This is a genomic window from Arthrobacter sp. FW306-04-A, from assembly GCF_044358315.1.
GTDB lineage: Bacteria > Actinomycetota > Actinomycetes > Actinomycetales > Micrococcaceae > Arthrobacter.
Window position 1 is genome coordinate 2,110,121 of the sequence record NZ_CP084559.1, and the last position, 24,963, is coordinate 2,135,083.

Annotated in this window: 28 protein-coding genes and 2 pseudogenes; 16 read left to right on the top strand and 14 right to left on the bottom strand. The window is 63.0% G+C overall.

Annotation, left to right across the window (positions count from 1 at the left end; translation table 11 throughout):
- The first annotated feature begins 28 nt into the window (after nt 1-28).
- From LFT43_RS09665 to LFT43_RS09690, 6 genes are read left to right on the top strand one after another with little or no spacing between them, the layout of a single operon-like run.
- Entirely contained in the window at nt 29-1,180 is a 1,152-nt protein-coding gene (locus LFT43_RS09665; RefSeq protein WP_395802671.1) for an ABC transporter substrate-binding protein, read from the top strand.
- A complete protein-coding gene (locus LFT43_RS09670; protein ID WP_395802673.1) occupies nt 1,180-2,034 on the top strand; it encodes an ABC transporter permease in 855 nt (284 codons plus the stop codon). The genes LFT43_RS09665 and LFT43_RS09670 overlap by 1 nt, the downstream gene beginning before the upstream one ends.
- The gene (locus tag LFT43_RS09675; RefSeq protein ID WP_395802675.1) at nt 2,019-2,846 is read left to right on the top strand and encodes a hypothetical protein; all 828 of its coding nucleotides are present in this window, start codon (nt 2,019-2,021) and stop codon (nt 2,844-2,846) included. Before LFT43_RS09670 ends, LFT43_RS09675 begins: the two co-directional genes overlap by 16 nt.
- Nucleotides 2,843-3,931, top strand: coding sequence for an ABC transporter ATP-binding protein (locus tag LFT43_RS09680; protein ID WP_395802676.1), 1,089 nt, complete (start codon nt 2,843-2,845; stop codon nt 3,929-3,931). The genes LFT43_RS09675 and LFT43_RS09680 overlap by 4 nt, the downstream gene beginning before the upstream one ends.
- Nucleotides 3,932-3,938: 7 nt before the next feature.
- On the top strand, nt 3,939-4,802 hold the full coding sequence (locus LFT43_RS09685) for an alkaline phosphatase family protein (RefSeq protein WP_395802678.1): 864 nt from the start codon (nt 3,939-3,941) through the stop codon (nt 4,800-4,802).
- A gap of 41 nt (nt 4,803-4,843) precedes the next feature.
- The gene (locus LFT43_RS09690) at nt 4,844-5,953 is read left to right on the top strand and encodes an alanine racemase (RefSeq protein WP_395802680.1); all 1,110 of its coding nucleotides are present in this window, start codon (nt 4,844-4,846) and stop codon (nt 5,951-5,953) included.
- A gap of 122 nt (nt 5,954-6,075) precedes the next feature.
- On the opposite strand, the pseudogene mgrA reads toward LFT43_RS09690, so the two are convergent.
- From mgrA to LFT43_RS09715, 5 genes and pseudogenes are all read right to left on the bottom strand, one after another.
- Nucleotides 6,076-7,121: pseudogene (gene mgrA / locus LFT43_RS09695) on the bottom strand (L-glyceraldehyde 3-phosphate reductase).
- A gap of 136 nt (nt 7,122-7,257) precedes the next feature.
- A pseudogene (locus LFT43_RS09700) lies at nt 7,258-7,862 on the bottom strand (hypothetical protein).
- A gap of 546 nt (nt 7,863-8,408) precedes the next feature.
- On the bottom strand, nt 8,409-8,756 hold the full coding sequence (locus tag LFT43_RS09705; RefSeq protein WP_395802682.1) for a DUF6510 family protein: 348 nt from the start codon (nt 8,754-8,756) through the stop codon (nt 8,409-8,411).
- Entirely contained in the window at nt 8,753-9,490 is a 738-nt protein-coding gene (locus tag LFT43_RS09710) for an FAD-binding oxidoreductase (RefSeq protein ID WP_395802684.1), read from the bottom strand. Before LFT43_RS09710 ends, LFT43_RS09705 begins: the two co-directional genes overlap by 4 nt.
- A 10-nt stretch (nt 9,491-9,500) precedes the next feature.
- Nucleotides 9,501-10,094, bottom strand: a complete 594-nt coding sequence (locus LFT43_RS09715) for a sulfite oxidase-like oxidoreductase (protein ID WP_395802990.1) — start codon at nt 10,092-10,094, stop codon at nt 9,501-9,503.
- A 283-nt stretch (nt 10,095-10,377) separates the two neighbouring features.
- On the opposite strand from LFT43_RS09715, the gene LFT43_RS09720 reads away from it, so the two are divergent.
- Both LFT43_RS09720 and LFT43_RS09725 read left to right on the top strand, forming a co-directional pair.
- Complete coding sequence (locus tag LFT43_RS09720; RefSeq protein WP_395802687.1) at nt 10,378-11,250, top strand: NAD-dependent epimerase/dehydratase family protein; 873 nt, start codon at nt 10,378-10,380, stop codon at nt 11,248-11,250.
- An 8-nt stretch (nt 11,251-11,258) separates the two neighbouring features.
- Nucleotides 11,259-12,290 (top strand): aldo/keto reductase, encoded by a 1,032-nt coding sequence (locus LFT43_RS09725; RefSeq protein ID WP_395802689.1) that lies wholly within the window; start codon nt 11,259-11,261, stop codon nt 12,288-12,290.
- Between the two features lie 4 nt (nt 12,291-12,294).
- Here LFT43_RS09725 and LFT43_RS09730 read toward each other — a convergent pair whose 3' ends face one another.
- The gene (locus LFT43_RS09730; protein WP_395802691.1) at nt 12,295-12,696 is read right to left on the bottom strand and encodes a hypothetical protein; all 402 of its coding nucleotides are present in this window, start codon (nt 12,694-12,696) and stop codon (nt 12,295-12,297) included.
- Between the two features lie 715 nt (nt 12,697-13,411).
- On the opposite strand from LFT43_RS09730, the gene trxA reads away from it, so the two are divergent.
- From trxA to LFT43_RS09750, 4 genes are all read left to right on the top strand, one after another.
- Nucleotides 13,412-13,738 carry a thioredoxin gene (trxA, locus tag LFT43_RS09735; protein WP_395802693.1) on the top strand — a complete coding sequence of 109 codons (327 nt, stop codon included), beginning with the start codon at nt 13,412-13,414 and terminating at the stop codon, nt 13,736-13,738.
- Nucleotides 13,739-13,808: 70 nt separating this feature from the next.
- Nucleotides 13,809-14,198, top strand: a complete 390-nt coding sequence (locus LFT43_RS09740; RefSeq protein WP_395802992.1) for a heavy metal-responsive transcriptional regulator — start codon at nt 13,809-13,811, stop codon at nt 14,196-14,198.
- A gap of 71 nt (nt 14,199-14,269) precedes the next feature.
- A complete protein-coding gene (locus LFT43_RS09745; RefSeq protein ID WP_395802695.1) occupies nt 14,270-14,641 on the top strand; it encodes a hypothetical protein in 372 nt (123 codons plus the stop codon).
- A gap of 127 nt (nt 14,642-14,768) precedes the next feature.
- Nucleotides 14,769-15,569: an SDR family oxidoreductase gene (locus LFT43_RS09750; RefSeq protein WP_395802697.1), complete on the top strand. Its 801-nt coding sequence runs from the start codon at nt 14,769-14,771 to the stop codon at nt 15,567-15,569.
- 106 nt (nt 15,570-15,675) lie between these two features.
- Here the strand turns inward: LFT43_RS09750 and LFT43_RS09755 are convergent, their stop codons facing one another.
- Nucleotides 15,676-15,930 (bottom strand): hypothetical protein, encoded by a 255-nt coding sequence (locus LFT43_RS09755; RefSeq protein ID WP_395802699.1) that lies wholly within the window; start codon nt 15,928-15,930, stop codon nt 15,676-15,678.
- A gap of 311 nt (nt 15,931-16,241) precedes the next feature.
- Here LFT43_RS09755 and LFT43_RS09760 point away from each other — a divergent pair, with 311 nt between their 5' ends.
- From LFT43_RS09760 to LFT43_RS09775, 4 genes are all read left to right on the top strand, one after another.
- Entirely contained in the window at nt 16,242-16,526 is a 285-nt protein-coding gene (locus tag LFT43_RS09760) for a hypothetical protein (RefSeq protein ID WP_395802701.1), read from the top strand.
- 83 nt (nt 16,527-16,609) lie between these two features.
- On the top strand, nt 16,610-17,215 hold the full coding sequence (locus LFT43_RS09765; RefSeq protein ID WP_395802703.1) for a DUF1326 domain-containing protein: 606 nt from the start codon (nt 16,610-16,612) through the stop codon (nt 17,213-17,215).
- A gap of 337 nt (nt 17,216-17,552) precedes the next feature.
- Nucleotides 17,553-18,722, top strand: coding sequence for a glutamate--cysteine ligase (locus tag LFT43_RS09770; RefSeq protein ID WP_395802705.1), 1,170 nt, complete (start codon nt 17,553-17,555; stop codon nt 18,720-18,722).
- A gap of 100 nt (nt 18,723-18,822) precedes the next feature.
- Complete coding sequence (locus tag LFT43_RS09775) at nt 18,823-19,935, top strand: AI-2E family transporter (RefSeq protein WP_395802707.1); 1,113 nt, start codon at nt 18,823-18,825, stop codon at nt 19,933-19,935.
- A gap of 45 nt (nt 19,936-19,980) precedes the next feature.
- On the opposite strand, the gene LFT43_RS09780 is transcribed toward LFT43_RS09775, so the two are convergent.
- The 7 genes from LFT43_RS09780 to LFT43_RS09810 all read right to left on the bottom strand — a co-directional run bounded on the left by LFT43_RS09780 (nt 19,981) and on the right by LFT43_RS09810 (nt 24,847).
- Complete coding sequence (locus tag LFT43_RS09780) at nt 19,981-21,294, bottom strand: alkaline phosphatase family protein (protein WP_395802709.1); 1,314 nt, start codon at nt 21,292-21,294, stop codon at nt 19,981-19,983.
- Nucleotides 21,295-21,406: 112 nt separating this feature from the next.
- Complete coding sequence (gene arfB / locus LFT43_RS09785) at nt 21,407-21,829, bottom strand: alternative ribosome rescue aminoacyl-tRNA hydrolase ArfB (RefSeq protein ID WP_395802711.1); 423 nt, start codon at nt 21,827-21,829, stop codon at nt 21,407-21,409.
- A 57-nt stretch (nt 21,830-21,886) separates the two neighbouring features.
- Nucleotides 21,887-22,471, bottom strand: a complete 585-nt coding sequence (locus LFT43_RS09790) for an HhH-GPD-type base excision DNA repair protein (RefSeq protein WP_395802713.1) — start codon at nt 22,469-22,471, stop codon at nt 21,887-21,889.
- Nucleotides 22,472-22,556: 85 nt separating this feature from the next.
- The gene (locus tag LFT43_RS09795) at nt 22,557-23,318 is read right to left on the bottom strand and encodes an ABC transporter permease (RefSeq protein ID WP_395802715.1); all 762 of its coding nucleotides are present in this window, start codon (nt 23,316-23,318) and stop codon (nt 22,557-22,559) included.
- Entirely contained in the window at nt 23,315-24,139 is an 825-nt protein-coding gene (locus LFT43_RS09800) for an ABC transporter ATP-binding protein (protein ID WP_395802716.1), read from the bottom strand. The genes LFT43_RS09795 and LFT43_RS09800 overlap by 4 nt, the downstream gene beginning before the upstream one ends.
- Nucleotides 24,136-24,516: a DUF1048 domain-containing protein gene (locus LFT43_RS09805; RefSeq protein WP_395802718.1), complete on the bottom strand. Its 381-nt coding sequence runs from the start codon at nt 24,514-24,516 to the stop codon at nt 24,136-24,138. Before LFT43_RS09805 ends, LFT43_RS09800 begins: the two co-directional genes overlap by 4 nt.
- Nucleotide 24,517: 1 nt before the next feature.
- Entirely contained in the window at nt 24,518-24,847 is a 330-nt protein-coding gene (locus LFT43_RS09810; RefSeq protein WP_395802720.1) for a PadR family transcriptional regulator, read from the bottom strand.
- Nucleotides 24,848-24,963 lie beyond the last annotated feature (116 nt).

The window sequence follows — 24,963 nt, forward strand, 5'->3', positions numbered from 1 at the left end:
TCAAGAGATCAAGAGATAAGGCTTCGCCATGACCACTTCGTTTCCCCACATGATGTCCTCACGACGCGGGGTCCTCCGCCTGGCTGCGCTCGGACTCGGCGCCGCAGCCCTCGGCCCTGCCCTGACCGCATGCTCCGGCGGGGCATCCGGCAGTTCCGGTAAGCTGATCGGCACCACCTTGGACGGGATCATCGCCCTCGCCAAGAAGGAGGGCAAGGTTCAGCTCATCGCCCTGCCGGACACGTGGGCCAACTACAAGGGCCAACTGGAGAAATTCAAGGCGAAGTACGGGATCGACGCGCCGGTAGCCTCGCCGGATGCTTCCTCGGCGGAGGAGGTCCAGGCAGTCAAGACCCTTCTAGGCCAGTCCTCGCAGCCCGATTCGATCGACATCGGCTACTCCTTCACCAAGCCCGCCATCGACCAGGGCCTGGTTGAGGCCTACAAGCCCAGCAACTTCGACAAGATCCCCGCCAACCTCAAGGACCCTGAGGGAAAGTGGGTCGGCGCATACTATGGTGTCATCTCAATCGGCGTGAACACCAAAGGTACCCCGCATCCCAAGGGTTTCGAGGACCTGAAACGCCCCGAATTCAAGGGCAAAGTCGCCTTGCCAGGCGACCCGCGCACAGGAGCCGGCTCCCTGGCCACGGTCTTCGCCGCAGCGCTTGCCTACGGGGGCTCGGCCGATGACATAACCCCCGGCATTGAGTATTTTGCCGAACTGGCCAGGCTTGGAAACCTGGTCAACATCTCCAAGACCGGCAGCGCCCTGGCATCAGGTCAGGCCGCCGTGGTGTTCGACTGGAATTACAACTTCACCGGCATGAGCGCCGAGATGAAACGGACCGGCGTCGATCTGGAGCACTTCGTCCCGTCCGAAGGCGTCTTCGGTACCTACTACGCCCAGCCTGTGACGAAGTCCTCACCGCAGCCCAACGCCGCCCGGCTCTGGGTTGACTGGCTGACCAGCGATGAAGGCGCAGAGCAGTATGCGCTCGGCGGGGCGGTCCCGGCCCGTTTCGCAGAGTTGGCGAAGGCCGGGAAGCTCTCCAAGGAAGCCCTCGCCACCCTTCCGGACCCCGAGGTTCTCAACAAGGTCACCTTCCCCACCGTCGAGCAGGGCGCCAAAGCCAACAAGCTCGTCACCGATACGTGGGCGGCAAAGGTCCACGCCTGATGAGGAGGAAAACCACCGCCCCACGCCCGGAGCGTCCGTCTCCAGCGCTAGGGACCGTGCCGTACTTTGCCTTCATGGGGATCTTCCTGGTCCTGCCCGTGGTAGCGAACGTCCTCCAGGCCTTCAAATCGGGGGGTAGCTGGTCCACGGATTCCTTGGCGCGGGTCTTGGAGCCGCAGTATGTCGATGCCTTCGTCCTGACCACCAACCTGTCCTTGGTGACGGCCCTCGCGGGCGGGGCGCTTGGGCTGGTCCTGGCGTGGGCGTTGGCCGGCGCCCAGCATCCGCTCTGGCTGAAGAACGTGCTTCTCTCATACTCGGCCATGGCGTCGCAGTCAGGCGGGGTTCCCTTGGCCTTTGCGTTCATCGCAACAGTGGGTGCGCAGGGCCTGCTGACTTGGTTGTTGCCCGCGCTGCTCCAGGGTTTCAGGCTTGACTCCTTCGCCGGGGTGGCTCTGGTGTACTTGTACTTCCAGATCCCGCTCATGACCGTGTTGATGCTGCCTGCCCTGTCAGGCCTGCGCCGGGAATGGCATGAAGCCGCCACCACCCTCGGTGCCAAGCCCGGCCAGTACCTGAAGGACATCGCACTGCCCGTGCTGGCCCCGTCCCTGGGTGGCGCCCTGCTGCTGCTCTTCGCGAATTCATTCTCCGCCTACGCGACAGCGTATGCGTTGGCGGGCGGAGGCCTGAACCTGGTGCCATTGTTGATCGGATTCTTCATTGCTGGAAACGTCATGATCGACGAGTCCTTCGCCGCCGCATTGGCCACTGTCATGATGTTCGTCATCGTGATTGCCATGGGCGCGCGGACCCTCCTGGACAGGAGGAGCCGCGCATGGCTGGATCACTGAAACCGGTTGAAACACCGAAGTCGGCCGGACCCGGCAAGCGCACCGGATGGGACCTGGCCCGGAGCGTCGTCCTCGTCGTTGCCCTGGTGGGGTTCCTCGCCCCCATGGTGAGCGCCGCCGTCCTCGGCTTCACCGTACCGGGAAATTGCGGACCCACGCTGGACAATCTGACTGTGGTGTTCTCCTCGGACCGGGCTTTCGAGGCGCTGGGGACCACGTTCATGCTGGCCGCGCTTGCCACCGCGGTCACGCTGGTCCTCGTGCTGCCCACTCTGCTGGTCCTCAAGCTGCACGGTTCGGCCAGGCTGACGTCCTGGGCCGAGACACTTTCGCTCCTTCCGCTCGTGGTTCCGTCCGTGGCGCTCGTCTCAGGTGCGGGACTGTTCTTTCGGGCCGTGCTGCCCGGGTTCCTGGTCTCGCCGCTGTCACTGGTCCCGTTCTACGTGGTGCTGTGCGTACCACTGGCCTACAGGGCCCTGGAGGCTCAAATGCGCACATCAAACCTTCATGTCCTCTGGGCAGCGAGCAGCTCGCTGGGTTCGGGCAATCTGGGCACCTTCGTCCGCGTCGTAATGCCCACCATGCGCACGTCACTGCTGAGCGCCTCCCTCATGTGCATAGCCCTGATCCTGAGCGAGTTCGCAGTGGCCTCCCTGCTCCTGCATTTCACGTTCCCCGTCTTCACCGTGCAGGCCGGCGGCAGTTCGCCCCGCGGGGCGGCGGCGCTCTCCTTCATCACCATGTTGCTCACCTGGCTGCTGCTCTCCCTGATCTCGGGGCTCAGCCAACGACAGAAACGAACATCCTCATGAACACCCTGGAAGCCTTCAATACCGTACGGCTCGCCCTGCCCAGGCCTGGGGACGGGTACGTGTCCCTCTGCGGGGTCAGCAAAACCTTCGGGGGGAGGACCGTCCTTAACGGCCTGAACCTGGACCTGGCCCAGGGGGAAATGATCGCTCTCCTGGGGCCTTCCGGCTGCGGCAAGACCACCACTCTGCGGGTGCTGGCCGGCCTGGAACAGCCTGACGACGGCAGGGTGCGGATCGCAGGAAAGGACGTCACCAGGGAACCGGCACGGTCCAGGAACATCGGCGTCGTCTTCCAGCACTATTCGCTGTTCCCCCACCTGACAGCAAGTGAGAACGTGGCCTACGGACTCCGGATCCGACGCCTTGCGCGCGGCAAACGCACCCGGAGGGCCGTGGAACTCCTGGATCTGGTGGACCTGGCAGAGCATGCGGACAAGTTCCCCCACCAGCTTTCCGGTGGGCAGCAACAGCGGGTCGCTCTTGCCCGCGCCCTGGCCATCCAGCCACAGCTCCTCCTTCTCGATGAACCGTTGAGCGCCCTGGATGCGAGTGTCCGGGCGCGCCTGAGGGACGAAATCAGACGCATACAACGCAATGAAGGCATCACCACACTCCTGGTCACCCATGACCAGGAGGAAGCCCTGACCATGGCGGACAGGGTAGGCGTCATGCTGAACGGACGGATCGAACAGCTGGCCGCCCCGGAAGTGCTCTACAACGAACCGGAGACCCCTTTCGTGTCGCAGTTCGTCGGAGTGGTGAACCGAATCGAAGGTCCGGTGGCAGATGGCCAGATCACTGTCTTGGGAAGCGCGCTCACCATCGCCAACCGGGAACCCATCGCAGCAAGGACCGCAACGGCCCTCATCCGTCCTGAGGATCTCAGGCTTGGAGCCAAGGGGACCGGGGAAGCCTCCGGCATCGTCGTCGAGCACATCTTGCGCGGTCCCATGAGCTCAATCATGGTTCGGCTAGGCGGCCACGAACTCCGAGTGGACATGGCAACACCGGAAGCCCGCAATTATCCAGTGGGGGCAGTGGTCTCCCTGGCTCTCACCCGCAACCGCACCATCGTCGAAAGCTGAACGTTCCATGAACTCCGAAACAACCGCCGCCGGGGCCCGCACCCGGATCATGCTCCTGGGCATCGACGGGCTCCGCTGGGACCTCGCAGCTGATTCTCCATCCGCGCCGACGCTTCGTGCCATGGCTGCAGAGGGCGAACTGAGGACCATGGTCATGGAGACCCCCACTTGGTCCGGCCCCGGCTGGTCCTCGATCCTCACCGGCACCACCCACGCTGAACACGGGGTCGTGGACAACTCCTTCGTCGGTCACAAACTGTTCAGCAAGCCGGATCTCCTGTCCCGGGCGTTCTACCAAGACCAGTCGACCAGGACCTTCGCGGCTGCCGGGTGGACGCCCCTTGTATCGCCCGACGGGTTGGGCCCGGTCATCCACCAACGCGCCGATCAGCAGAAGGCGGGCCTGCACACCGTCATATCCCGCGACGGGGAAGTGCATGGATTCGTCCAGATCGACGCGGACATCACCGATATCGCGCTTGCTGCCCTCACCTCCAATAAGGTCCCGGACGTTTCATTCCTGTACTTCTGCGATGTGGACGACGCCGGGCACCTCCACGGCGCCCGCACCGCCCAATACCAGGCGGCATTGGCCCGGGTGGACCGGCACATCGCCAGGGTCCGGTCGGCCGTGGGGGACCGCGAGGAGCAGTTCGGCGAGAACTGGCTCCTGGTGGTGGTTACCGATCATGGTCACCTGGACGAAGGTGGGCACGGAGGGGATTCGCCGGAAGAGCGGAACTCATTCGTCCTCCGCTGGCAGAGCAGCGGGTCCCTGACACGGTGGCCGGATCGGGTGGCTCCCCACGAGATCGCGGGCCTGCTCCTTGAGGAGCGCTCCCGACTTGAAGAGAACGTGGCGGGCCGGTAGAACTTGGAGGCGACCCCTTGCCATTACGAAAGGACCCGACGATGAGCGTCCCGGATGCACTCGATACCCCGGCAATCATGATTGACCGGCTGGTGATGGAGCGAAACATCTCTCGCATGGCCGATGCCCTGAAGGCGAAAGGCGTGGGGCTCCGTCCCCACGTCAAGACGCACAAGGTCCCTGAGATCGCGGCCATGCAGCTCGCTGCGGGGGCCGTAGGGCTGACCGTCGCCACCCTTGGCGAGGCCGAGGTTTTCGCAGCGCACGGGGCCGTGGACATCTTCATTGCCTATCCGCTGTGGATCGGGCCTCGCGAGGCGAACCGCCTTCGCATGCTCTCCGCGGGCGCCCGGGTGTCCCTGGGGGCAGACTCGGTGGAAGCCATGGAACAAGCCGGACGCCACCTCGGTGGGTTCGCCGGAGAGTTGGAGGTGTTGGTGGAGATTGACAGCGGGCATCACCGTAGCGGTGTCTTGCCGCAGAACGCCGCGAGGGTGGCCCGTGCCGCGGCTGCCGCAGGTTTCCGGGTGATCGGCGTGTTCACGTTCCCCGGCCACAGCTACGCGCCCGGGATGCCGGTCAAAGCCGCCGACGCCGAGGAATCGGCACTGCGGCAGGCCGTCGCGTCGCTAACGGAAGCAGGGTTCGAGGTCACCCGGGTCAGCGGTGGTTCCACTCCCACGGCCGCACTCACCGCTGGGCGCGCCGGGGATTCCGTGACCACGGAAGTGCGGCCGGGCGTCTATGTTTTCGGGGATGCCCAGCAGTTCGAACTGGGACGTTGCGGGCTGGAGGAGATTGCACTGACCGTTGCGGCAACCGTGGTCAGCCGGCATGAGGGGGAGGCCGGGACTCCTCGTCGCGTGGTATTGGACGCCGGCAGCAAGATCCTGGGAAGCGACCGCCCCGCCTGGGCCACGGGCTTCGGTCGGCTCATGGACCACCTGGACGCCAGGATCGTGGCCCTTTCGGAACACCACGCCACAGTCATCTGGCCGGAGGACGCCGCGGTGCCCGTCTTGGGGGAGCGGCTGCGCGTTATCCCCAACCACGTCTGCTTGGCCATGAACCTGGTTGACCGCGTCGCAGTGGTGAGCCAGGGCGAACTGGAATGCGAGTGGCACGTGGCCGCCCGGGGGCAGAACAACTAGGGGCGGTGCAGCACTGACGGTACCTCGCCGTCGACGTCGGGCTGCCGGGTTGCGCGGATGCCCTGCGGCCGGGCGATCACAGCGCCGGTCGACGTGCGAGCGGTCCTGAAACCCTCCGCCTTTTAGGCCTGCAGTGCCTTGGCCCAAAGGTTGATGTCGGACTCGACGGCAAATTCGTCAATCCTTTCGAGCTCATCGTTGGTGAAATCCGCGCACGATACTGCCGCCAAATTGTCTTCCAGTTGCCGGACGCTGCTGGCGCCGATCAGAGCAGATGTGACCGGTATTCCCTTGTTCTGAGGGCGCAGCACCCAGGCTATGGCCATCTGGGCGAGTGTCTGTCCGCGCTGCGCCGCGATCTCATTAAGGCCTCGGATCCGGGTCAGGTTCTCTTCGGAGAGTTGGGTGTCCACCAGCGATTTCCCTGCTGCCGCGCGGGAGTCGCCGGGGATGCCGTGCAGGTACCGGGCGGTCAGCAAACCTTGCGCAAGGGGCGAGAACGCGATGGCGCCTGCGCCTACCTGCTCCAGGGTTTGGAACAAGTTGGGGTCGCCCTGTTCGGTCCAACGGTTGAGCATTGAGTACGAAGGTTGGTGGATCAGCAACGGAGTTCCAAGGTCCCGAAGAATGGCAGCTGCCTCAAGTGTCTTGTCGGGGGAGTATGAGGAAATGCCCGCGTACAGCGCCTTGCCCGACCGAACCGCGGTGTCGAGCGCTCCCATGGTCTCCTCAAGGGGAGTATTCGGGTCCGGTCGGTGGCTGTAGAAGATGTCCACGTAGCCCAGGCCCATGCGTTCGAGAGACTGGTCCAGGCTTGAGAGCAGATATTTCCTGGACCCCCATTCCCCATACGGGCCGGGCCACATGTGGTATCCCGCTTGGTGGAGATGACGAGCTCGTCGCGGTACGGCTTGAAGTCGTCCCTCAGGTGCCGGCCGAAATTCGTTTCGGCACTGCCGCTGGGCGGACCGTAGTTATTGGCGAGATCGAAGTGTGTGACGCCCAAGTCAAAAGCGCGGCGAAGGATCGCCCGTTGTGTCTCAAAAGGCTTGTCGTCGCCGAAGTTATGCCAGAGACCCAGTGAGACCGCCGGAAGTTTCAGACCGCTTCGCCCGACCCTTCGGTATGGCATGGAATCGTATCGGTCCTGCGTGGGGGCGTAGTTCATCAATCAAATTTCCCTTGGATAGTTTTTCTGAAACGGTCAAGTTCTTGATAATTACGGCTGTCGGTGACATCGCAGCTTTGATTCCCGGGCCCGTCGGCTACCGCTGGCCTGCCGATCGCGTTGTCCAAGCGTTTGTTCAGGGGAAGGTTCGGGATTCAGGCGTTTCGGTGGCGTCGAACCCGTCCCTTTCTTCGGATGCTTGTGCGGCTTCAGGAGTGCCAGTTCCGGCGCCGAAGCTGCCAAGCAACGCGAGTGAATCCGCCGACGACGACCCTGGCGGGGCGGAATACAGCCTTAGCGTCTGATCCGGATCATCGGGCAGCACCAGGTCTTCAACATTGAGTTCCAAGCCCCCGACGACGGGATGGTGGAGCCGCACAATTCCCGCCGATGCTTTTGCCACCCGGTGCCCTGCCCACCACTTGCGGAAGTGCTCGCTGGACACCGCGAGTTCGCCGACGAGTTGACTTGCCAGCGCGTCGTTGGGGTGACGCCCGATGTCCACGCGAAGGGATCCCACTGGCAAGACGGTTTCCGGCCAGAACATCAGTGCGTCGGCCGAGGATAAGCGCAGGCACGTTGCCCACAGCGTCGAGAAGCTGGCGCAGGGCCGGCCGCACTCGCTGGCCGGAAACGGGCAGACGCCGGGACATCGCACAATTCTCCGATTCCGGCCTGCTCCGGCGTCAACCGTGACCGCATTGCCTTCAGGAATTTTCCAAACTCCGCACTCTGACCCATGCCTTCAATTCTCCGCTGCCGCATTCGGGCTTTCCATAAGGAAGGTAGGTCGCTCAGTCCTAGGAAAACCAGGGAGCGGCACACCTGCTGACATGACTCCCCTCGCTACATAACGTGGTTTGCAGGGACTCGACGAACCGATTTCCGGATGAGTCGTTCCGAAAACCGCTCACTGCTTCCCGAAGGATGCCTGGGCCAGTTTTGGTGCGGACTAAGACAAAACGACAGAAGAGAACCATGGATTTTTCGCTCATGATGGCTTGCGCAGTCATCAATTCCATCAACCACGAAGCACTCAGCGCATTGCCGAATGCCCCGGTCATCGCTCCACGACCCGCCGGACGCACCCGCAGACGGCTGGTCCGCCTGCGGGCGTTACTGGCCCGTCTTCTACACCAGGCGGCATGGGCCATTGAACCTCACTTTGCCAAGCACCAGGGAAGCCCGACACTCAAAGGAGGAGAAAGCGGCCACCCACAGCGCGCCTGAAACATCCACGTTGCTGAATGGTCATGGCAAAGCCAGATGTGATGGCGGCCGCATCACCTAGCCCTCGCGGTCAATCTGCAGATGGCTGAGTCCGCTCACGTCGAGCCAGTATTGCGTGGGGGTCTCTACGAGACGCAGCAGCACGCCCTCGCAGGAAGCGCAGCGGACAACGATCCCCGGTGCGTCGACGTACGCCATCGTTTCCCCGAAAACACGGACGGCACCGCAGTGCCTGCACCGTCCGATCGCGGCGACGATATCGAAGCGAAACAGCTCCCACAGCTGTCCCGCCACCGCGTTTCCGTCCAGATGGGGTATTGAATTGCCTTCGATTCCAGCGATGTCCGGATCCTCGAACGTCGGGTCCTTGGCGCCTGGAGAATCGGAGCCGTTGTTTGCACTCACCGGGTTCCTCCCGTTCCGCCGAAGCGCTCGGTCTTGATGGAAGCGGTCGGATATCCCGCCTGCACGAGCCATTCCGCAACCGTCTCCACAAATACGGTCTGGCCGCAGATGAAGACATCCGGGGTGGGGTCCGGTGGCAAGATGTTGGCGAGCAAGGTTTCTGCCGTGAGCCGTTGCGGAGCAGCCGGCCAACCCTGTGGCGTCTTGCGTGTGAAGATGTAGTCGATGGCGAGCTTGGGGGATTCTTGGCCCAGGGTACTGAGTTCTTCCCGGTAGAAGCCCGCTTCGGGTGACTTGAGCGAATAGAGCAGCCGGAACTGCGCCGGATTTTCTGATGCATGGTGTGCGCGGATCATGGACATGAGCGGCACGATGCCGGATCCTCCAGCAATCAGCTGAACGGAGTTTGTGTCAGTCGGCTTCCAGACGAACCAGCCACCCACCGGCCCCCGGATTTCCAACTGGTCCCCAACCGCCAGGTCTCTGACCAGATAGGGGGAGACCTCTCCGTTGGCCAACTCGTCAACGGTGATCTCCAGGGTTTCGTCCATGCCTGCCCTCGCCACTGAGTATGAGCGCACGGCCGTGTAGCCGTCGTCTGCCGTGAGGCGGATGTCGATGTGCTGTCCGGCGAGGTTGCCGTTCAGGCCGTTCACTCGCAGCCCTATCGTTCTGGCCGTCTCCGTTTCGGGCATGCTGCTGACGACGTCGGCCACGCGCCACAACGTACTCACCTGGCGAGCCTCATGAGTAACGCTCCTCCCGCCACGGGTCGCCGTGGATGTGGTAGCCGTTGGATTCCCAGAAACCAGGATCATCGTCCCGCGTCATCTCGATGCCGTTGATCCATTTTGCGCTCTTCCAAAAGTAGAGGTGCGGCACGATGAGGCGGGCAGGTCCGCCGTGTGCGCGTTCAAGTGGCTCACCGTCGAATTCCCAGGCTACCCACGCCCGGCCACCAAGGAGATCTGGGAGGGGGACGTTGGTCGTGTATCCGCCGTAGGAATGGGCCATCGAGAACTCGCAGCTGGTTTCCACGTTCTCAAATAAAGTATCCAGGGACACTCCCCGCCACGAGGTACCCAGCTTGGACCAACTGGTCACGCAATGGATGTCCGTCTGGATGTTTGTCTGGGGTAAGGCCATGAATGCATCCCAAGACCAAGCATGACGCTGACCTGCCTCGGTGGTGATGAAGAATTCCCAGTCAGCGGTGGCGATTCGGGGGGCAGGGCCAGCGGTAAGGACTGGGAAGCTCTCAGTCTCGTATTGGCCAGATGGCAATGCTGGATTGCCGCTCTGCCGTCTGCCGTGAAATTTAGACGAGATGATGCCCATCATGTACCTCCGATGCGGAGCGCCGGGCCGGACTGTCCTCGGTTCCCCAACGATAGGGCAATCGCGGGTGCAGGGTCTAGATACTTACCGCGGCGAGCAGCTTCGGGAATGGGAACGGGGTGTTTGGCTGTCCTAGGACTGGCAGGGCCACGCGCCGGAGCTGGACCAGACCCTACTGTGGATTCGACACCACCGCACGGATCAAGCAAGCCAATGGTCCGGGCCAAAGAGGCCCGACCAGGCATCCGGTCGGAACCACCGAGCCCATACCGAGGGAGTAACGATGAGAATTGCAGTGACCGGAGGAAGCGGAAAGCTGGGCCGACATGTGGTGCGCCGGCTCACTGAGGACGGGCACCAGGTGTTGAACCTGGACCGTGCGGGTGCGCGAAACCCCGGCCTGGCAATCGTGGATTTGCGCGACTACGGTCAGGTGTTGGATGTGTTCTTGGGGCTGGATGACCGGCACAGTGGCTTCGATGCCGTGGTGCATCTGGGTGCCATTCCCGCACCCGGCATCGTCCCGGATGCCGCGACGTTTGAGAACAACATGCTCTCCACCTATAACGTGTTCCAGGCGGCCCGCCGGGCCGGCATCAAGAAGGTTGTCTACGCCTCGAGTGAGACGGTGCTGGGCCTGCCGTTCGACGTCGACCCTCCCTATATTCCGGTCGATGAGGAATATCCGGCCCGGCCGGAGAGCACGTATTCGTTGGTGAAGCATCTTGAGGAACAGATGGCTATCGAGCTGACACGCTGGGACCCTGAGCTGAGCATTGTGGGGCTGCGGTTTTCCAACGTCATGGACGTGGAAGATTACGGGCGGTTTCCGTCGTTCGACTCGGACGCCATGCTGCGTAAGTGGAACCTGTGGGGGTACATCGATGGCCGGGACGGCGCGCAGGCTGTGGCCCGGGCCCTTGAGAACGGCAAGCCGGGGTTTGAAGCGTTTATCATCGCCAACGCGGACACGGTCATGAGCCGGTCCAGCGCCAGCCTCGCCGCAGAGGTCTTCTCCAATGTGAAGGTGATCAAGGAACTGGGGGAGCACGAGACCATGCTCTCCATCGACAAGGCCAGGCGATTACTGGGGTTCGCGCCCGAGCACACCTGGCGCACCTACCATCCCAACCGCACTACCCCCACCGAGGATTGAGGAACATCATGCAGTATCGCACTTTGGGCAACAGCGGCGCCGTGGTTTCGAACTACGCGCTGGGAACCATGACGTTCGGGGCCGAAGCCACCGAGGAAACGTCCCGCGCCATCCTGGACAGCTACGTTGCAGCCGGCGGCAACTTCATCGACACTGCCGACGTTTACAGCGCGGGGGTATCGGAGGAAATCATCGGTCGCTGGCTGGCCGAACGGCCCGATGCGCGGGACCGGGTGGTGCTGGCCACCAAGGGCCGCTTCCCCATGGGTGCGGCCCCGAACGACGTCGGCACCTCCCGCCGCCACCTCACCAGGGCACTGGACGATTCGTTGAGGCGCCTTGGCGTGGAGCAGATTGACCTCTACCAAATGCACGCGTGGGACCCCATTACACCCTTGGAGGAGACGCTGCGTTTCCTGCATGACTCCGTCAGTAGCGGCAAGATCGCCTACTACGGCTTCTCCAACTTCCTGGGCTGGCAGTTGACCAAGGCGGTCCACGCGGCCAAGGCTTTTGGCTGGAGCGCACCGGTGACCCTGCAGCCGCAGTACAGCCTGTTGGTCCGCGAGATCGAATCGGAGATTGTTCCGGCTTCGCTGGATGCGGGCGTCGGGCTGCTGCCATGGTCGCCATTGGGTGGCGGTTGGCTCTCTGGTAAGTACAAGCGCGACGAACCGCCCGTCGGCGCCACCCGCCTGGGTGAGAACCCGAAACGCGGCATGGAGGCATGGCAGGCCCGGAACGAGGACCCGCGCACCTGGGACATTATCGGAACGGTGGAAAAGGTCGCCGCGGATCATGGAGTCAGTGCCTCCCAGGTGGCCCTGGCATGGTTGGTGGACCGGCCTGCCGTGACCTCCGTGATCCTCGGCGCTCGCACGACGGAACAGTTGGCGGACAATCTTGCCGCCGCGGATCTGGAACTCAGCCCCGATGAAACCGGGCGGCTCACCCAGGCCAGCCAGCCCCGGGTGGGCGTCTATCCATACGGTCCGATGGCCCAAAACCAGCGCAGCCGGAAGATCGAAGGCGGCCGGTAGGGGCTCAACTTCCCATATCGTCAGTGACCGCCGGGTGCCGGGCCGCGTGCTTGGCCCTCGGCGCCGGTTCAACGGAGTCCACGGCATAGGGTTTGGTCGCGGACCGCTGCAGTGGACGACGCAGGCGCGCCTGATAGGCGCCGTTCCGGAACGTCGCACGGGGGTCCATCTGGAGAACCAGGAGCGGTTCGTCGCGGGAGGCGTCCACCCGCAGAAGCATGCCGTGGCGCTGGCCGTCAACGAGCAGTGGCGTCGCCGGCTCCACCGCGGTCTGCTTGAGGAGTTCCTGATATTTCGGTCCCGCCGCCAAGAAGAGGATTCCATGGGCGACCCCAACCAATCGCAGCGGGATTACCAGGTCAGGCTGGCGGGTAGATCTCGGGTGTGTTTCGTGATTCTTCGTCATGGATTCCGCTACCGTGTTTAACGACCGCTCGCATTCACGGCACCTGGTCCGCTTCCCGACGTCGTCCAAAAGGGTCACACGCAGCCCCCTTGGTGCGTGACTCCATGTATCGGCCACAATGTGGCACCACGCCGGGTGGTACTCCTTCCCGTTCTTCATCACATAAACCTGATCTTCGCCGAGGAGGGGCGCTCCCTCCTGCCAGGCGACCGGCTCGACAGGCTTGAGGCCGCCGAGGCCTTTGGGGTTTGCGCGGCCGGTGTGGCTGGCTTTGAGGTACATGCGGAGCCACGGACTGGGTGGCCGGTCTGGTCTAGGAATTTCGGGGCCTTCCTGTGCGGAGGGAATGCGTTTCGCTCCCTGGTTACCCCCTACCTAGCTTGATGGCTTTTCGCCCAAGTCGCCAGTCCGGCCGCCGTCGCCCATTTTTAAACGGTAGGTCAGACGGCGGCTTGACGCGCGGTACACACCGAGCCGCCGCAGCATCGTGGCGGCGGCGGCGTTCCCTTTGACCCCACAGGAGGCTCCCATATTCGAACCGTTTGACTGTCCCCCTTGACTTTTCCCTTAGGGGAAGGTGCAAGGTTCAGGGTGCAGGCGTTTGATGAAGACCGGCGGACACCGTGGCCGGGCAGGGACGGCTGGGACCTCAAGGCGTCGGACCGGGAGTTACCCGAAATGACACATCAGGCCATTCAAGAAAAAGGGGGAAATCATGAAACAGACCAAGGACGTCACTGACGCGTCTTTCCACGCCGACGTGCTGAAGTCAACCAAACCTGTTGTCGTGGAATTCTGGGCGGATTGGTCTGGACCCTGCGCAAGACTTTCCCCGGTGCTGGAACAGCTCGCGGTCGAATACGCCGACAAGATCGAGGTTGTCAAAGTCAATGTCGACGAAAATCCCGAAACAAAAGGGGCGTTCGGGATTAGCTCTGTGCCGTCGGTATTCCTGTTCAAGGACGGCGAGCGAAGAATCTCAGTGATTGGCGCCGGGGCGAAGCAGTACTTCGAAACGGAATTCGCTGATTACCTTCGCTAACCCGTACTTCACCGCGTGAACGCGTTCCCCTACAGTGGAAGGGCGAGAAGGTAGGAAGACGAGGTGCATGGTGCGAATCGGTGAGGCTGCCCAGGCGGCGGGCATGACGAGCAAGGCCCTGAGATTCTATGAAGAGTTCGGGCTGCTGCCAGCTGCGGAGCGCACCGCCAACGGATACCGCTATTACACACGCGAGACAATCAACAGGCTCGACTTCATTCGTCGCGGTCGCGCCGCAGGGCTGGCCCTGACACAGATCCGCGAAATCCTGATCCTGCGCGACGCAGGCCGCGCTCCCTGCACTCATGTGCGGGACCTTCTTGCCGGTCAGCTGGCTGGCCTAGACGCGCAGATCGCCGAACTCGTCGCACTGCGCGCGACCGTCGCGGAGTACCATGCCGTCGCGGCTGCCGCGGACCCGGATGCGTGCGACGCCGACCGGATCTGCAGCTACCTCTGAACGCCGCAATACCACCTCTATCAGGGGCCAATGTTCTTGACGGCGCAGTTGTCGTCAGGGAGGCTTGGCGGATGGCAAGCCGATACCTTCAAGCCATTGCCGCCGCGGTTGTCGCGACGGCGATGATGAGTGGATGCGCGGCCCCGGCAGCCCCGCAAAGCAACGGTCCGGCAAGTCCGACCACAACCACAGCCGTGACTGTCCCTTTCTCCCTCTTCACACACTGCGGCATTTACGAGGCCCAGGTGCAGGGTTCCTTCTTTACCGCCGACCAGCCGCTCGACGACGGTCACGGCAACCCGCCTGCAGGCTGGGGCAACCCCTACCAGCCGGGCACGATCGCCGTGGAGGGCCAAAGGGCGGTCTTCCATGACGACAGGGGTCATACGGTGACTTTCCATGCGCGGCCTGGTGCCACCAGCTTCCTTAGAACTTGCTCCTGAGCCGTGGCTTGCGCGGAATGCTGATGCGTTGTCCTCCCAACCGAAGGACTCGGGTCCCGGGTGGCATGACGGTAAGTGAACCCACCGACGAGGGGCAGGGCAACCGGTCCGGAAGAGGAGAACCGCCATGAACTCGACGATTTTGGTGACAGGCGGAACGGGCACGCTCGGGCGGCTGGTGTCCTCGCGCCTGGTTGACACGGGCAATGCCGTGCGCGTGGCGGGCCGTCACGCCCCTGCGCCCGGGCAGGTCATCGAGTTCGCGAGATGTGACCTTGACACGGGCGACGGAGTCGAGGCCGCAATGGAGGGTGTCCACACCGTGGTGCATTGCGCGGGCGCGCAGAAGGGCGACGGCGAGAAGGCCCGCCGCCTCGTCGCCGCGGCGTCCCTCGCGGGTGTGACGCACCTTGTGTTCATTTCTGTCGTGGGGGCGGACGCGATCCCGGTCTTAAGCGGCTTCGACCGAGCAGCTTTCGGCTACTTCGCGTCCAAACGGGACGCGGAACTGGTCGTAGCCGGCTCCGGAATCCCGTTCAGCACCCTCCGGGCCACCCAGTTCTTCGAACTGACGCTGCTGACCGTGCGGGCCATGGCCAAGCTCCCGGTCATCCCGGTGCCTCGAGGCTTCCGGTTCCAACCCGTCGACGCCGGTGAGGTTGCGGACCGGCTCGTCGAGCTCGCTCTCGGCGAGCCCGCGGGCCTGGTGCCCGATCTCGCGGGGCCGGTCTCTTACCCGATGGGTGACCTCATCCGGTCATATCTCGCCGCTGCCGGTCAGCGACGCGTCCTCGTGCCCGTTCCGATGCCGGGGAGGGCGGCCAAGGCCATCCGAGAGGGCGCAAACTTGTCCGAGGACAGGGCCGTTGGGCAGAGGACTTGGGAGGAGTTCCTCTCCGAGCGCGTGCCCGGTGACCCGAGGGGGTGATGCCCTGTTCACGCCGTGCGTCCGCGGGACTGCCGGCCAACCGATCGGAACCCTGGAGTCAAGCCACGCTGGTCAGCACCTCCAATCCACGTTGGAGGACGAGGGCTCAGCAGTCTTGCCCTGACTCCATCTGCGAGCTCCCCGGCAATTCGCGGCGTTCTTGTGTCTGCCCGTAGGGAACGTCACGGCTGATGGCGACGGTGTAGCTGGTGTATCCGTGTTGGGTAACGAGGATGCCGTGGCTGTGGTTCTGCATGGCGTGGATGCGGGCGATGTCGACGGCGGTATTCAGGTCGTTTTCAATCGTGTCCGGGTCGTGGGCTGTGATTTCCAGGACGACGTCCGAGTGGCGTTTGATCATCGTGGTCTCTTTCTCGGCGGGGTGTGCCAGGGCTCTCAATGGGCACGGGCTTCCGGTTCCGGGCGAATCCGGGGAGGCGGAAAGCGGTGGTTCGAGAGGGGTTGCCCGGCATTCTGTGATGGGGCGGTGGCTGGCCGTTATGTCCGGCGGGCTGGATCGGCGGAATCATTTTCCTGCGGATCTGTAGTCAGTCTGAATGATCGGCGGCCCGGGCGCAAGACGAAGTTTGAAAAAGTCAACCGGGCCGCTCCGGGTGTTACGCCCAGCCGGTAAAACACGGGGGCGATGACGGGCGCCCTTCGCATGGAATCATGCCGAACTTGAACGCAGGGTTCCGCTCCCGGCCGCGGCTCTCAGGAGTAGGGTTTGCCTTGGCTGACGAAAGGGTCCAAATGAGCTACAAATATCGAACCGTCCGTGTACGCGGTACCGACTTGGTTGGAACCATTGCGCGAAAACACGGGGGTGCGCCGGAGATCTACGAAACCTCGAAGGACGCGAACACTTCAGTAGTTCCAGTGTTCTTCCAGGCAACGGGCGAGGTCCGATTCTTCGACAGGTCCATGTTGGAAGACGTCGTGACGCCTGCCAATTAGTGGGTCGGCGCCTGGCGTTGACTCGGCTCAAGGCCACGAGGAGACTTTCTTTTGGGGGTTGCCTCGTCGAAAGGAGCCCCAAAATGCCGTGGCATGTCGAGGGTACGTATTTTGAGAATTGCAACTGCGACATGGTCTGCCCGTGCTCGACTTCCGGGCTGACCGCACCCGCCGACAACGATCGCTGCAACGTGGCGTTGGCCTTCCACGTGGAATCCGGTGACGTAAACGGCGTCGACGTCGGAGGCCTGACCGTCTGCGTCGTGGCCGATACACCCGCCCTGATGGGTGACGGGGGGTGGAAGCTCGGAGTCCTCATGGATGCGGCCGCCTCAACTGAGCAGGCCGAAGCGCTCGGTGCAGTCTTCGGTGGCCAGCTCGGCGGACCGATGGAGGGCCTCGCCCCATTGATCAGTGAAATGGCGGGAATGGAGTCCATGGAGATGACCTACGCCGACGATGGACGTTTGCACCAGGTCCGCATTGGCAACGCCGTCGACATGGCGGTCGAGGACTTCGTGTCTCCCCTGGATCCCACAGGACTGGGAGTGAAGATCAGCGGGCTCGGATTCCCGGCGGACACTCTGGCAGCCGGCACTTCGAGCACTGGCCGCGTCGACGTGTTCGGGATGACTTGGGATAACGCCGGGAAGAACTCCTTCTCGGCCCCCTTTGCCTGGTCGGCCTAGGCCCACGGCAGCTCAGCCACTCACGTCGTGAACGGCAGGACGAGCCGCGACCGGTGATTGGCATCGCGGTGGATCCTCGTGCTGCGATCTGATGAGAGACTTCATGGCGCGCGTCAACGACCCTGCTCGCCTGCAGCTGGCACGCGTCGGTCGTTCCCGTGTTTTTTCGGGCAACGGGCGAGATCCGATTCTTCGACAGGTCAATGCTGGAGGACGTCGTGACGCCGGCCAGCTAGCAGCAGTGGCGCGTCCTCGGAACCGACCAGAAAACGTTTGATTTTGGGTGTTCTGCGACCTGTGGTCGCAGGCCGCCGCTTTTGTGGCCCACACTTGGCAGGTGCGTACTCTTGGTGTTGAAGAAGAATTTCTGATCGTGGATCCTGACGACGGCAGCCCCGTTCCTCTCGCTGGCGACGTGTTGCGCCTTCATAGCGCCGGTCGCCAGGGGATGACTCCTCCTTTTCGCCCGACGTTGGCGATCGAGCTTCAACAGGAGCAACTTGAAGTCATCACCTCTCCGCACAGCAGCCTGAGTGCACTCGCCGCAGAGATACGTGCTGGACGCTCTTACGCCGATTCGCTCGCTCGGAAGGCGGGTGCGAGAATTGCCGCCCTCGCGACGTCGCCGCTGCCGGTCACTCCCCATGCAACCAACACCGAGCGCTACGACGCACTCCTGGAAAAGTTCGCTCTGACGGCCAGAGAGCAGCTGACCTGCGGATATCACGTCCATGTTTCGGTTGATTCGGATGAGGAGGGCGTCGCAGTCTTGGACCGGATCAGGTCCTGGCTTCCGGTGCTGACTGCACTGAGCTCGAATTCCCCGTTCTGGAACGGGGCGGACAGCGGTTACGCCAGTTTCCGGACCCAAGCCTGGAACCGCTGGTCCAGCGCCGGTCCAACCGATGTTTTCGGATCTGCCGCGGCTTATCACTCGTTGGTGGCGGACCTGTCGGGAACAGGGGTGGTCATGAACCCGGATTTCGATGCTCGCCTGTCCGCCCGGCACCCAACGGTCGAGATCCGTGTCTCGGATGTTTGCCTTGATGCCCGGGATACCGTCCTGATTGCGGCCTTGGTTCGTGCGTTGGTGGACACTGCCGCCAGGGAATGGAAGTCCGGACAACGGCCGGACATGGTTTCTGCGACTGTCCTGCGCCAAGCCACGTGGCGAGCGAGCCGGTTCGGCCTGAACGGGGAGCTGCTCGACCCGAAAACGCACAGGCCCGCCACGGCAAGGCAGGTCCTCGCCGCACTCCACTCCCACGTCCGCGATGCCCTCGAAGAGACCGGGGACGCACACTACGCCAAGGAGGGATTGCAAAGGATCTTTGGCCAAGGCACGGGAGCCGCCCGGCAACGGCAAGCCCACGAACGCACCGGCAGTCTCGCCGGAGTCGTCGCATATGCAACGGGCGTTACCCACCTCGAACCCGTTGATCACCAGCACACCGGCGAACCATACCTCGCGTCAGACGCCGGGACTGCCGCCCTCGTGGCGAGTTAGCCGCCATCTTCCTACGTGGGTGAATCACGACCTGGGTGGGGCATGCCGTAGCGGTCGGGGGAAATTGCGGCTCCATTGGTGTGCGCCGTTAAGGTGAGGCATGAGCGATAAGGGAAAGACCTGGCACGAAAACCACTCGGCGATCTGGTCCGACGGACTTGGCCGCGCCGGGATCCGTTCAGGGCAGATGCTCCTGGTCATCACTCTGGCATCGGTGATTCTGTGGGCTATGACCAGGGTGCCGCTCGTCGTCATCCCGGTCACGATCGCGCTCATTCTTGCCTCAGCAATTTCACCTCTTGTACGTTTGCTGACTGCTCGCAAGTGGCCCCGGGCACTCGCTGTCTCAGCATCGTTCGTGGGGATCCTTGCAGTCTTCGGCGGAGTCGTCACCGGAATCGTCTTTCTTATTAGGGAGCAATCCAAGGAGCTTGCCGTGAAATTCACTGCTGGCATCGACCAACTGCACCAATTTCTGAACAACGGCCCATTCAAAGTCAGCGACGAACAACTCCGCTCCGTGATCGATTCCGTACAGCGCTTCTTCACCAGCAGCACCTTCGGTGCCGAAGCGCTCACCGGGGCCCGTACGGTCGGTGAAATTCTGGCTGGCTTGGTTCTTATGGTGGTGATCTTGTTCTTCTTCCTCAAAGATGGCGAAAAGATCAGGACTTTCCTCTTCGGATTCCTCCCGGCCGGTCACCGAAGCAAGGCCTATCTGGCTGCGGAACGAAGCGCCACCGTTCTGGGAGGCTATGTCCGGGGCACGGCTCTCATCGCAGCAGTGAACGGCGTGATCATCGGGACGATCCTGCTCATCCTCGGTGTTCCGCTTGCCCTACCTCTGGGCGTCTTTGTGTTTATCGGCGGGTTCATTCCCATCGTTGGTTCCACTGCGGCCGGTACCCTCGCCGTGGGTGTCGCTCTGATCTCGAACGGTCCGGTGACGTCCCTCATCGTCCTCGCCGTCCTCATCGCGGCCAACCAGCTAGAGCATCACTTCCTTCAACCCGTTTTGATGGGCAAGGTCCTGAGCATTCATGGACTGGCCATTTTGCTGGCCTTGGCCATTGGCACGATGCTCGCAGGCATTATCGGTGCCTTGTTGGCCGTACCGACCGCCGCTGTTGGCTGGACTGCTATCAAGACGTGGACCGGGCGCGGCGACGCGCCTTCCGCTGGTATCTACCCCACCGATGAAACGGTGGCCTGATCAGGGATCATTGCCAAAGCTCGATCCTACGGTTGCAGCTCGATCCTACGGTTGCGCGAGGAGCTCGTCGTGCAACTGCTGCAAGTGGGAGGTTTGAGCTGCCAACGCTCGTGTACTCGGAGGGGGAGTGGGTGCCCGAACGTCCGCGAGGGGATCGTCAGTGCGGGGGACGGTGAGCCTCAGGACCCCGCCGACGTCGGGTGCCGCCGCGTCGCGGCGGGTGAGTGCTGGTAGAGCCCAACGACGTTCGACGGTCGCGAGGATGCTGGTGTGATCGAGCGGGACCAAACCGGGAGCTCGAAAGACGGTGCCACCTGGGATGAGTGGACTGATCAACACCGTTGGCACCCGTGGCCCGAAACGCGTGAAGTCGAAACCGAATTCCCCCGGCGCGTTGTCCGGTGGTGTCGCGCCCCACGGCGGGGCGACGTGGTCGTAGCAGCCACCGTGCTCGTCATACGTCACGATCAGCAGGGTCGAGTCCCAGTCCGGCCCTTCGCGGACTGCACGATAAGCGTCGAGCAGGAACTGCTCGCCGAGGGCGACGTTGTAGTTGGGGTGTTCGCTGTTGCCCGTCGCGGACCATGACGGCTCAAGAAACGCGTAGGCGGGGAGCTTCCCGGCTGCCGCGTCGGCCTGGAAATCGGTAAAAAGGCCAACGTTCGACGCCGGAGCATGCCGCGTGTCGTCGAAGTCCAGCTTCGTCAGTGGAGACTCTGTTTCCCCGTAGATTTTCCACGGGATGCCATGGCGGCCCAGGTGCCCGAATATGCTCGGGACGGTGAATCGCTTGGCCTTGTCATCCAAGTAACCCTGGCTGGTGCCGGCGCACGCGAAGGCCCTGTTGGGCATCGTCATCGTGGGAGCTGATGCGAACCAGGCGTCGCAGACGGCGAATCCCTTCGCCATCGCAGACAGCACAGGCAATGTCTGTGGGGTGTAGCAGCCCATGATCATTTGCTCGGTTGTTTCCGGTACCACATGCCAACCCTTGGCTAGGTTGTCCTTGATGGCGCCCGCATAGTTGGTCACGAAACCATTCATCGATGGGGCAGCCCCGGCTTCCGGCGCGCTGGTGCTGCCATAGAGCTGGTCGTTGGTTGCCTGGTACCCCTCACCGGGGTCGGCACCCGGCATGAAGTAGAGGTCGGGGGTCGACGGAGTCAGCCGATAGACGGTGACCGGGCTGCCGTCGGTGCCTGGGCAGGACTCGGTGCCTGTGAGGCCATCAAACGGCTCGCCGGTAGGGGATGCGTTGCCGGAATCGGCATAGAGGTATCCGAGCATATGGTCGAATGAGCGGTTCTCAAGCATCAGTACGACGATGTGCTCGACGGCGCTGAGACCACTTGCCGCCACGGTGACCATCCCCTTCGAAAAGAGCTCCTGTCCGTGCAGAACAGTCTCCCACGCCGAGGTCCTTGTGGCTACGCGAAAGAGCCGAAAGAAACGGAGGGGTAGCTGGGAGGCGTTACTCGGCAAACGGACGCTTTCGTTGCTGTTTCGTCGCCGCCCGCTGTTCCTTTGCGACTCTGTGCCGACGCTTGGAGCTCCGGGTCGGTTTGGTCGCCCGGCGGCTGGCAGCTTCCGGAGCAAGACCCTCGAGGACGAGGTCGGAGAGCTTGGCCAGGGCGATCTCCCGATTGCGCAACTGGGAGCGCCGCTCGGAGGCGGTCACAGTGATCACCCCGGCGATGAGACGTCGTCCGAGTCGCGTGACCAGCATCAGCCTCTGGTCATCAGAAAGCGCCGCGGAGTCCACGACATTCCACGAGAGTTCGACGCGGCTGTCCGAGGTGTTGACGTGTTGACCGCCCGGCCCGGACGAACGGGAGAACCGCCAACTAAGTTCCGACGTCGGAATCGTAAGCGTGGGCGTCACCTCAAGATCCATCCGACTAGCGTTGCACGATATGGGCAGGATCAAAGCCCCGCCCGGGCGGGTTCCAGCTCAGCGTTCGGATGCCTTCGCGGCTTTGATAGCGGCCTTGGCGGCCTGCTTGCTGGCGCGCACTTTTCTTAGCGACTCCGCGTCCACGATGTCGGCGACGGAAAGGAATGCGCTCTCCTGGCCATAGGGCTGGGCAGCCTCACGCCAACCTGTAGCCTGAAGTCCGCACTGCTTGCCGAGCAGTGCCAGGAAGATCTTTGCCTTTTGCTCGCCGAAGCCGGGCAATTCCTTCAACCTGCGGAGCACTTCCTGGCCGTCAGGGCGGTCCTGGGTCCAGATGGCAGTTGCGTCCCCATTCCAATCGCGCTGTACGATCGCGGCGAGGTCCTGGACTCGGCCGGCCATGGAGCCTGGGAAGCGGTGAACGGACGGACGCTCTTTGAAGATTTCAACGAAGCCTGCCGGGTCATATTCGGCAATTGCGGCAGGGGCCATGGATCCTATGCGCGTCCGGATTTTTTCGGGTCCGGCAAATGCAGACTCCATGGTCACCTGTTGGTCAAGCAGCATACCGATGAGAAGCGCGAACGCGTCATCGCTGAGTAGTTGGTCGGCGGCGGGGTCGCCAGTGATGTGCAATTCCATGCGCCCATCCTCCCACCTGCCCTCTTGATCCGCTGCCACAACGGGGGTCCTGATTTTGAAGAGGCCCCGGGCGCCGTGACGCGTGCTAGGCGATCCTGCGGCGGTAGGTGACCATGGCAAAAATGTACGCGACGACGAGGATGCCGACACACCAGGCAAGGGCGAGCCAGATGTCGCTGCCCACGGGCTGCTCCGTTAACAGGTCCCGGATCGCGTTGACGATGGACGTCACCGGCTGGTGCTCAGCGAAGGCGCGCACCGGGCCGGGCATCGTGGCCGTGGGCACGAACGCCGAGCTGATGAACGGCAAGAAGATGAGCGGGTAGGAGAACGCACTCGCGCCGTCCACAGACTTCGCGGTGAGACCGGGGATGACGGCGATCCACGTCAACGCCAGGGTGAACAGGACCAGGATGCCGGCGACCCCGAGCCACGCCAGCACTCCAGCCCCGGAACGGAAGCCCATGAGCAGGGCGACGAGCACGACGACCACGAGCGAGATCAGATTGGCGACAAGTGAGGTCAGCACGTGCGCCCAAAGCACGGACGACCGTGCGATCGGCATGGACTGGAATCGCTCGAAAATGCCGCTTTTCATATCCAGGAAGAGCCGGTACGCGGTGTAGGAGATGCCCGAGGCAATCGTGATGAGCAGAATGCCGGGCAGCAGGTAGCTCACATACGAATCCGAGCCTGAGTTGATCGCGCCGCCGAAAACATAGACGAACAGCAGCATGAAGGCGATCGGCATGATGGCAGTCGTGATGATGGTGTCCATGCTGCGCGCGACGTGCCGAAGGGATCGTCCCAGCAGGACGGCGGTGTCGCCGAAGAAATGCGTGGTCATCGTTGTTCCTTACTCGTTCGTGCCGTGGCCGCAGTCATGGCGTCGTCGTTGCCGATGTCACCGACTATGGCGAGGAAGACGTCCTCGAGGGTCGGCTGCTTTTCGACATACTCGACCTTGGCGGGCGGGAGCAGCTGCTTGAGTTCGGCGAGGGTCCCGTTCACAATGATCCGGCCCTCGTGGAGGATCGCGATCCGGTCGGCGAGCTGTTCGGCCTCATCCAGATACTGCGTCGTGAGCAGGACAGTCGTGCCGCGCCTGGCGAGTTCCTTGACGGCCTGCCACACCTCGATGCGCGCCTGGGGATCGAGCCCGGTCGTCGGCTCGTCAAGGAAGATGAGGGGCGGAGTCCCGATGAGGCTCATCGCTATGTCGAGGCGGCGGCGCATGCCACCCGAATACGTCGCCACTTTCCGTGCGGCCGCGTCAGTCAGCGAGAAACGATCGAGCAGGTCATCCGCGATCGTCCGGGGGTCCTTTAGGTGCCGCAACCGGGCGACCAGCACGAGGTTCTCCCGCCCGCTGAGGATTTCGTCGACGGCCGCGAACTGTCCGGTGAGGCTGATGGACTCCCGCACCTCCGCAGCCTGCGTGGCGACATCGAAGCCGTTGACTCTGGCGGTCCCCGCATCGGCCTTGAGGAGTGTGGACAGGATATTCACCACCGTGGTCTTTCCTGCCCCGTTTGAGCCGAGGAGGGCGAAAATGGTCCCCGGAGCCACGTCGAAATCCACGCCGCGCAGCACGTGTAAGTCCTTGTAGGACTTTTCCATGCCCTGTACGCGGATTGCGGGTTCGCGGGTGATGGATGCATTGGTCATGAGTCCTTCTCCTTTGCAACGTCGCCAGCAGCGGCGTCGATTGCCTTGATCAGGCGCTCGCGTTCCTTGTTGATCCACTGACCGCCCGTGTAGTTTCGCATGAACGTTTCCGCGAACTCGACGGGGTCGTTGCCTACGATCTCGCGGATCGGCGTTTCGTCCGCGGAGCTCTGCTCGAAGAGATCGGCGAGGTCGCCGAGCATCGACACCAGCACATCGCCCTTGGTGATGGCCCCGAAGTACATCAGGTACCGCTCCAGCGCAGTCGCCGCCGCGCGATAGTCGGCGGGAAGCCGCTCCACGCGGGTCTTGTACTGCCGGTACTGCTTCTTCTGTTCGAGCGATCCCGTAAGCTGCTCGATCCACCCTCCGGCCATGTTATTTTCCTCCTTTTCGGAGCTGGTCCAGTCGTTCGGACAGGAAACTCCACGTGTTCCAAAATTCGTCCAGTTCTTTTTTGCCCTGCTCGTTGAGCGAGTACACCTTGCGTGGGGGTCCTTTCTCAGACGGACGCTTCTCGACGTCGACGAGGCCTTTCTGTTCGATCCTGACGAGCAGTGCGTAGACGGTGCCTTCTGCGATATCGGAGAAGCCCTTCGACCGGAGCAGCGTCGTGATTTCGTACCCGTACGCAGGGTTCCCGGTCAGGAGGGCAAGAACGATGCCCTCCAGTGTCCCCTTGAGCATCTCGGTCATCTGCTTGCCCATTGGACTTCCCTCCCGACTACTCAGTGTCACTAGCTACCAATACATAGTAACGCTAAGTACCGGGAGTGCAAGCCCCTGTCGATATAGTTGCGGCATGCCCGTCAAGAGGCGCGGTT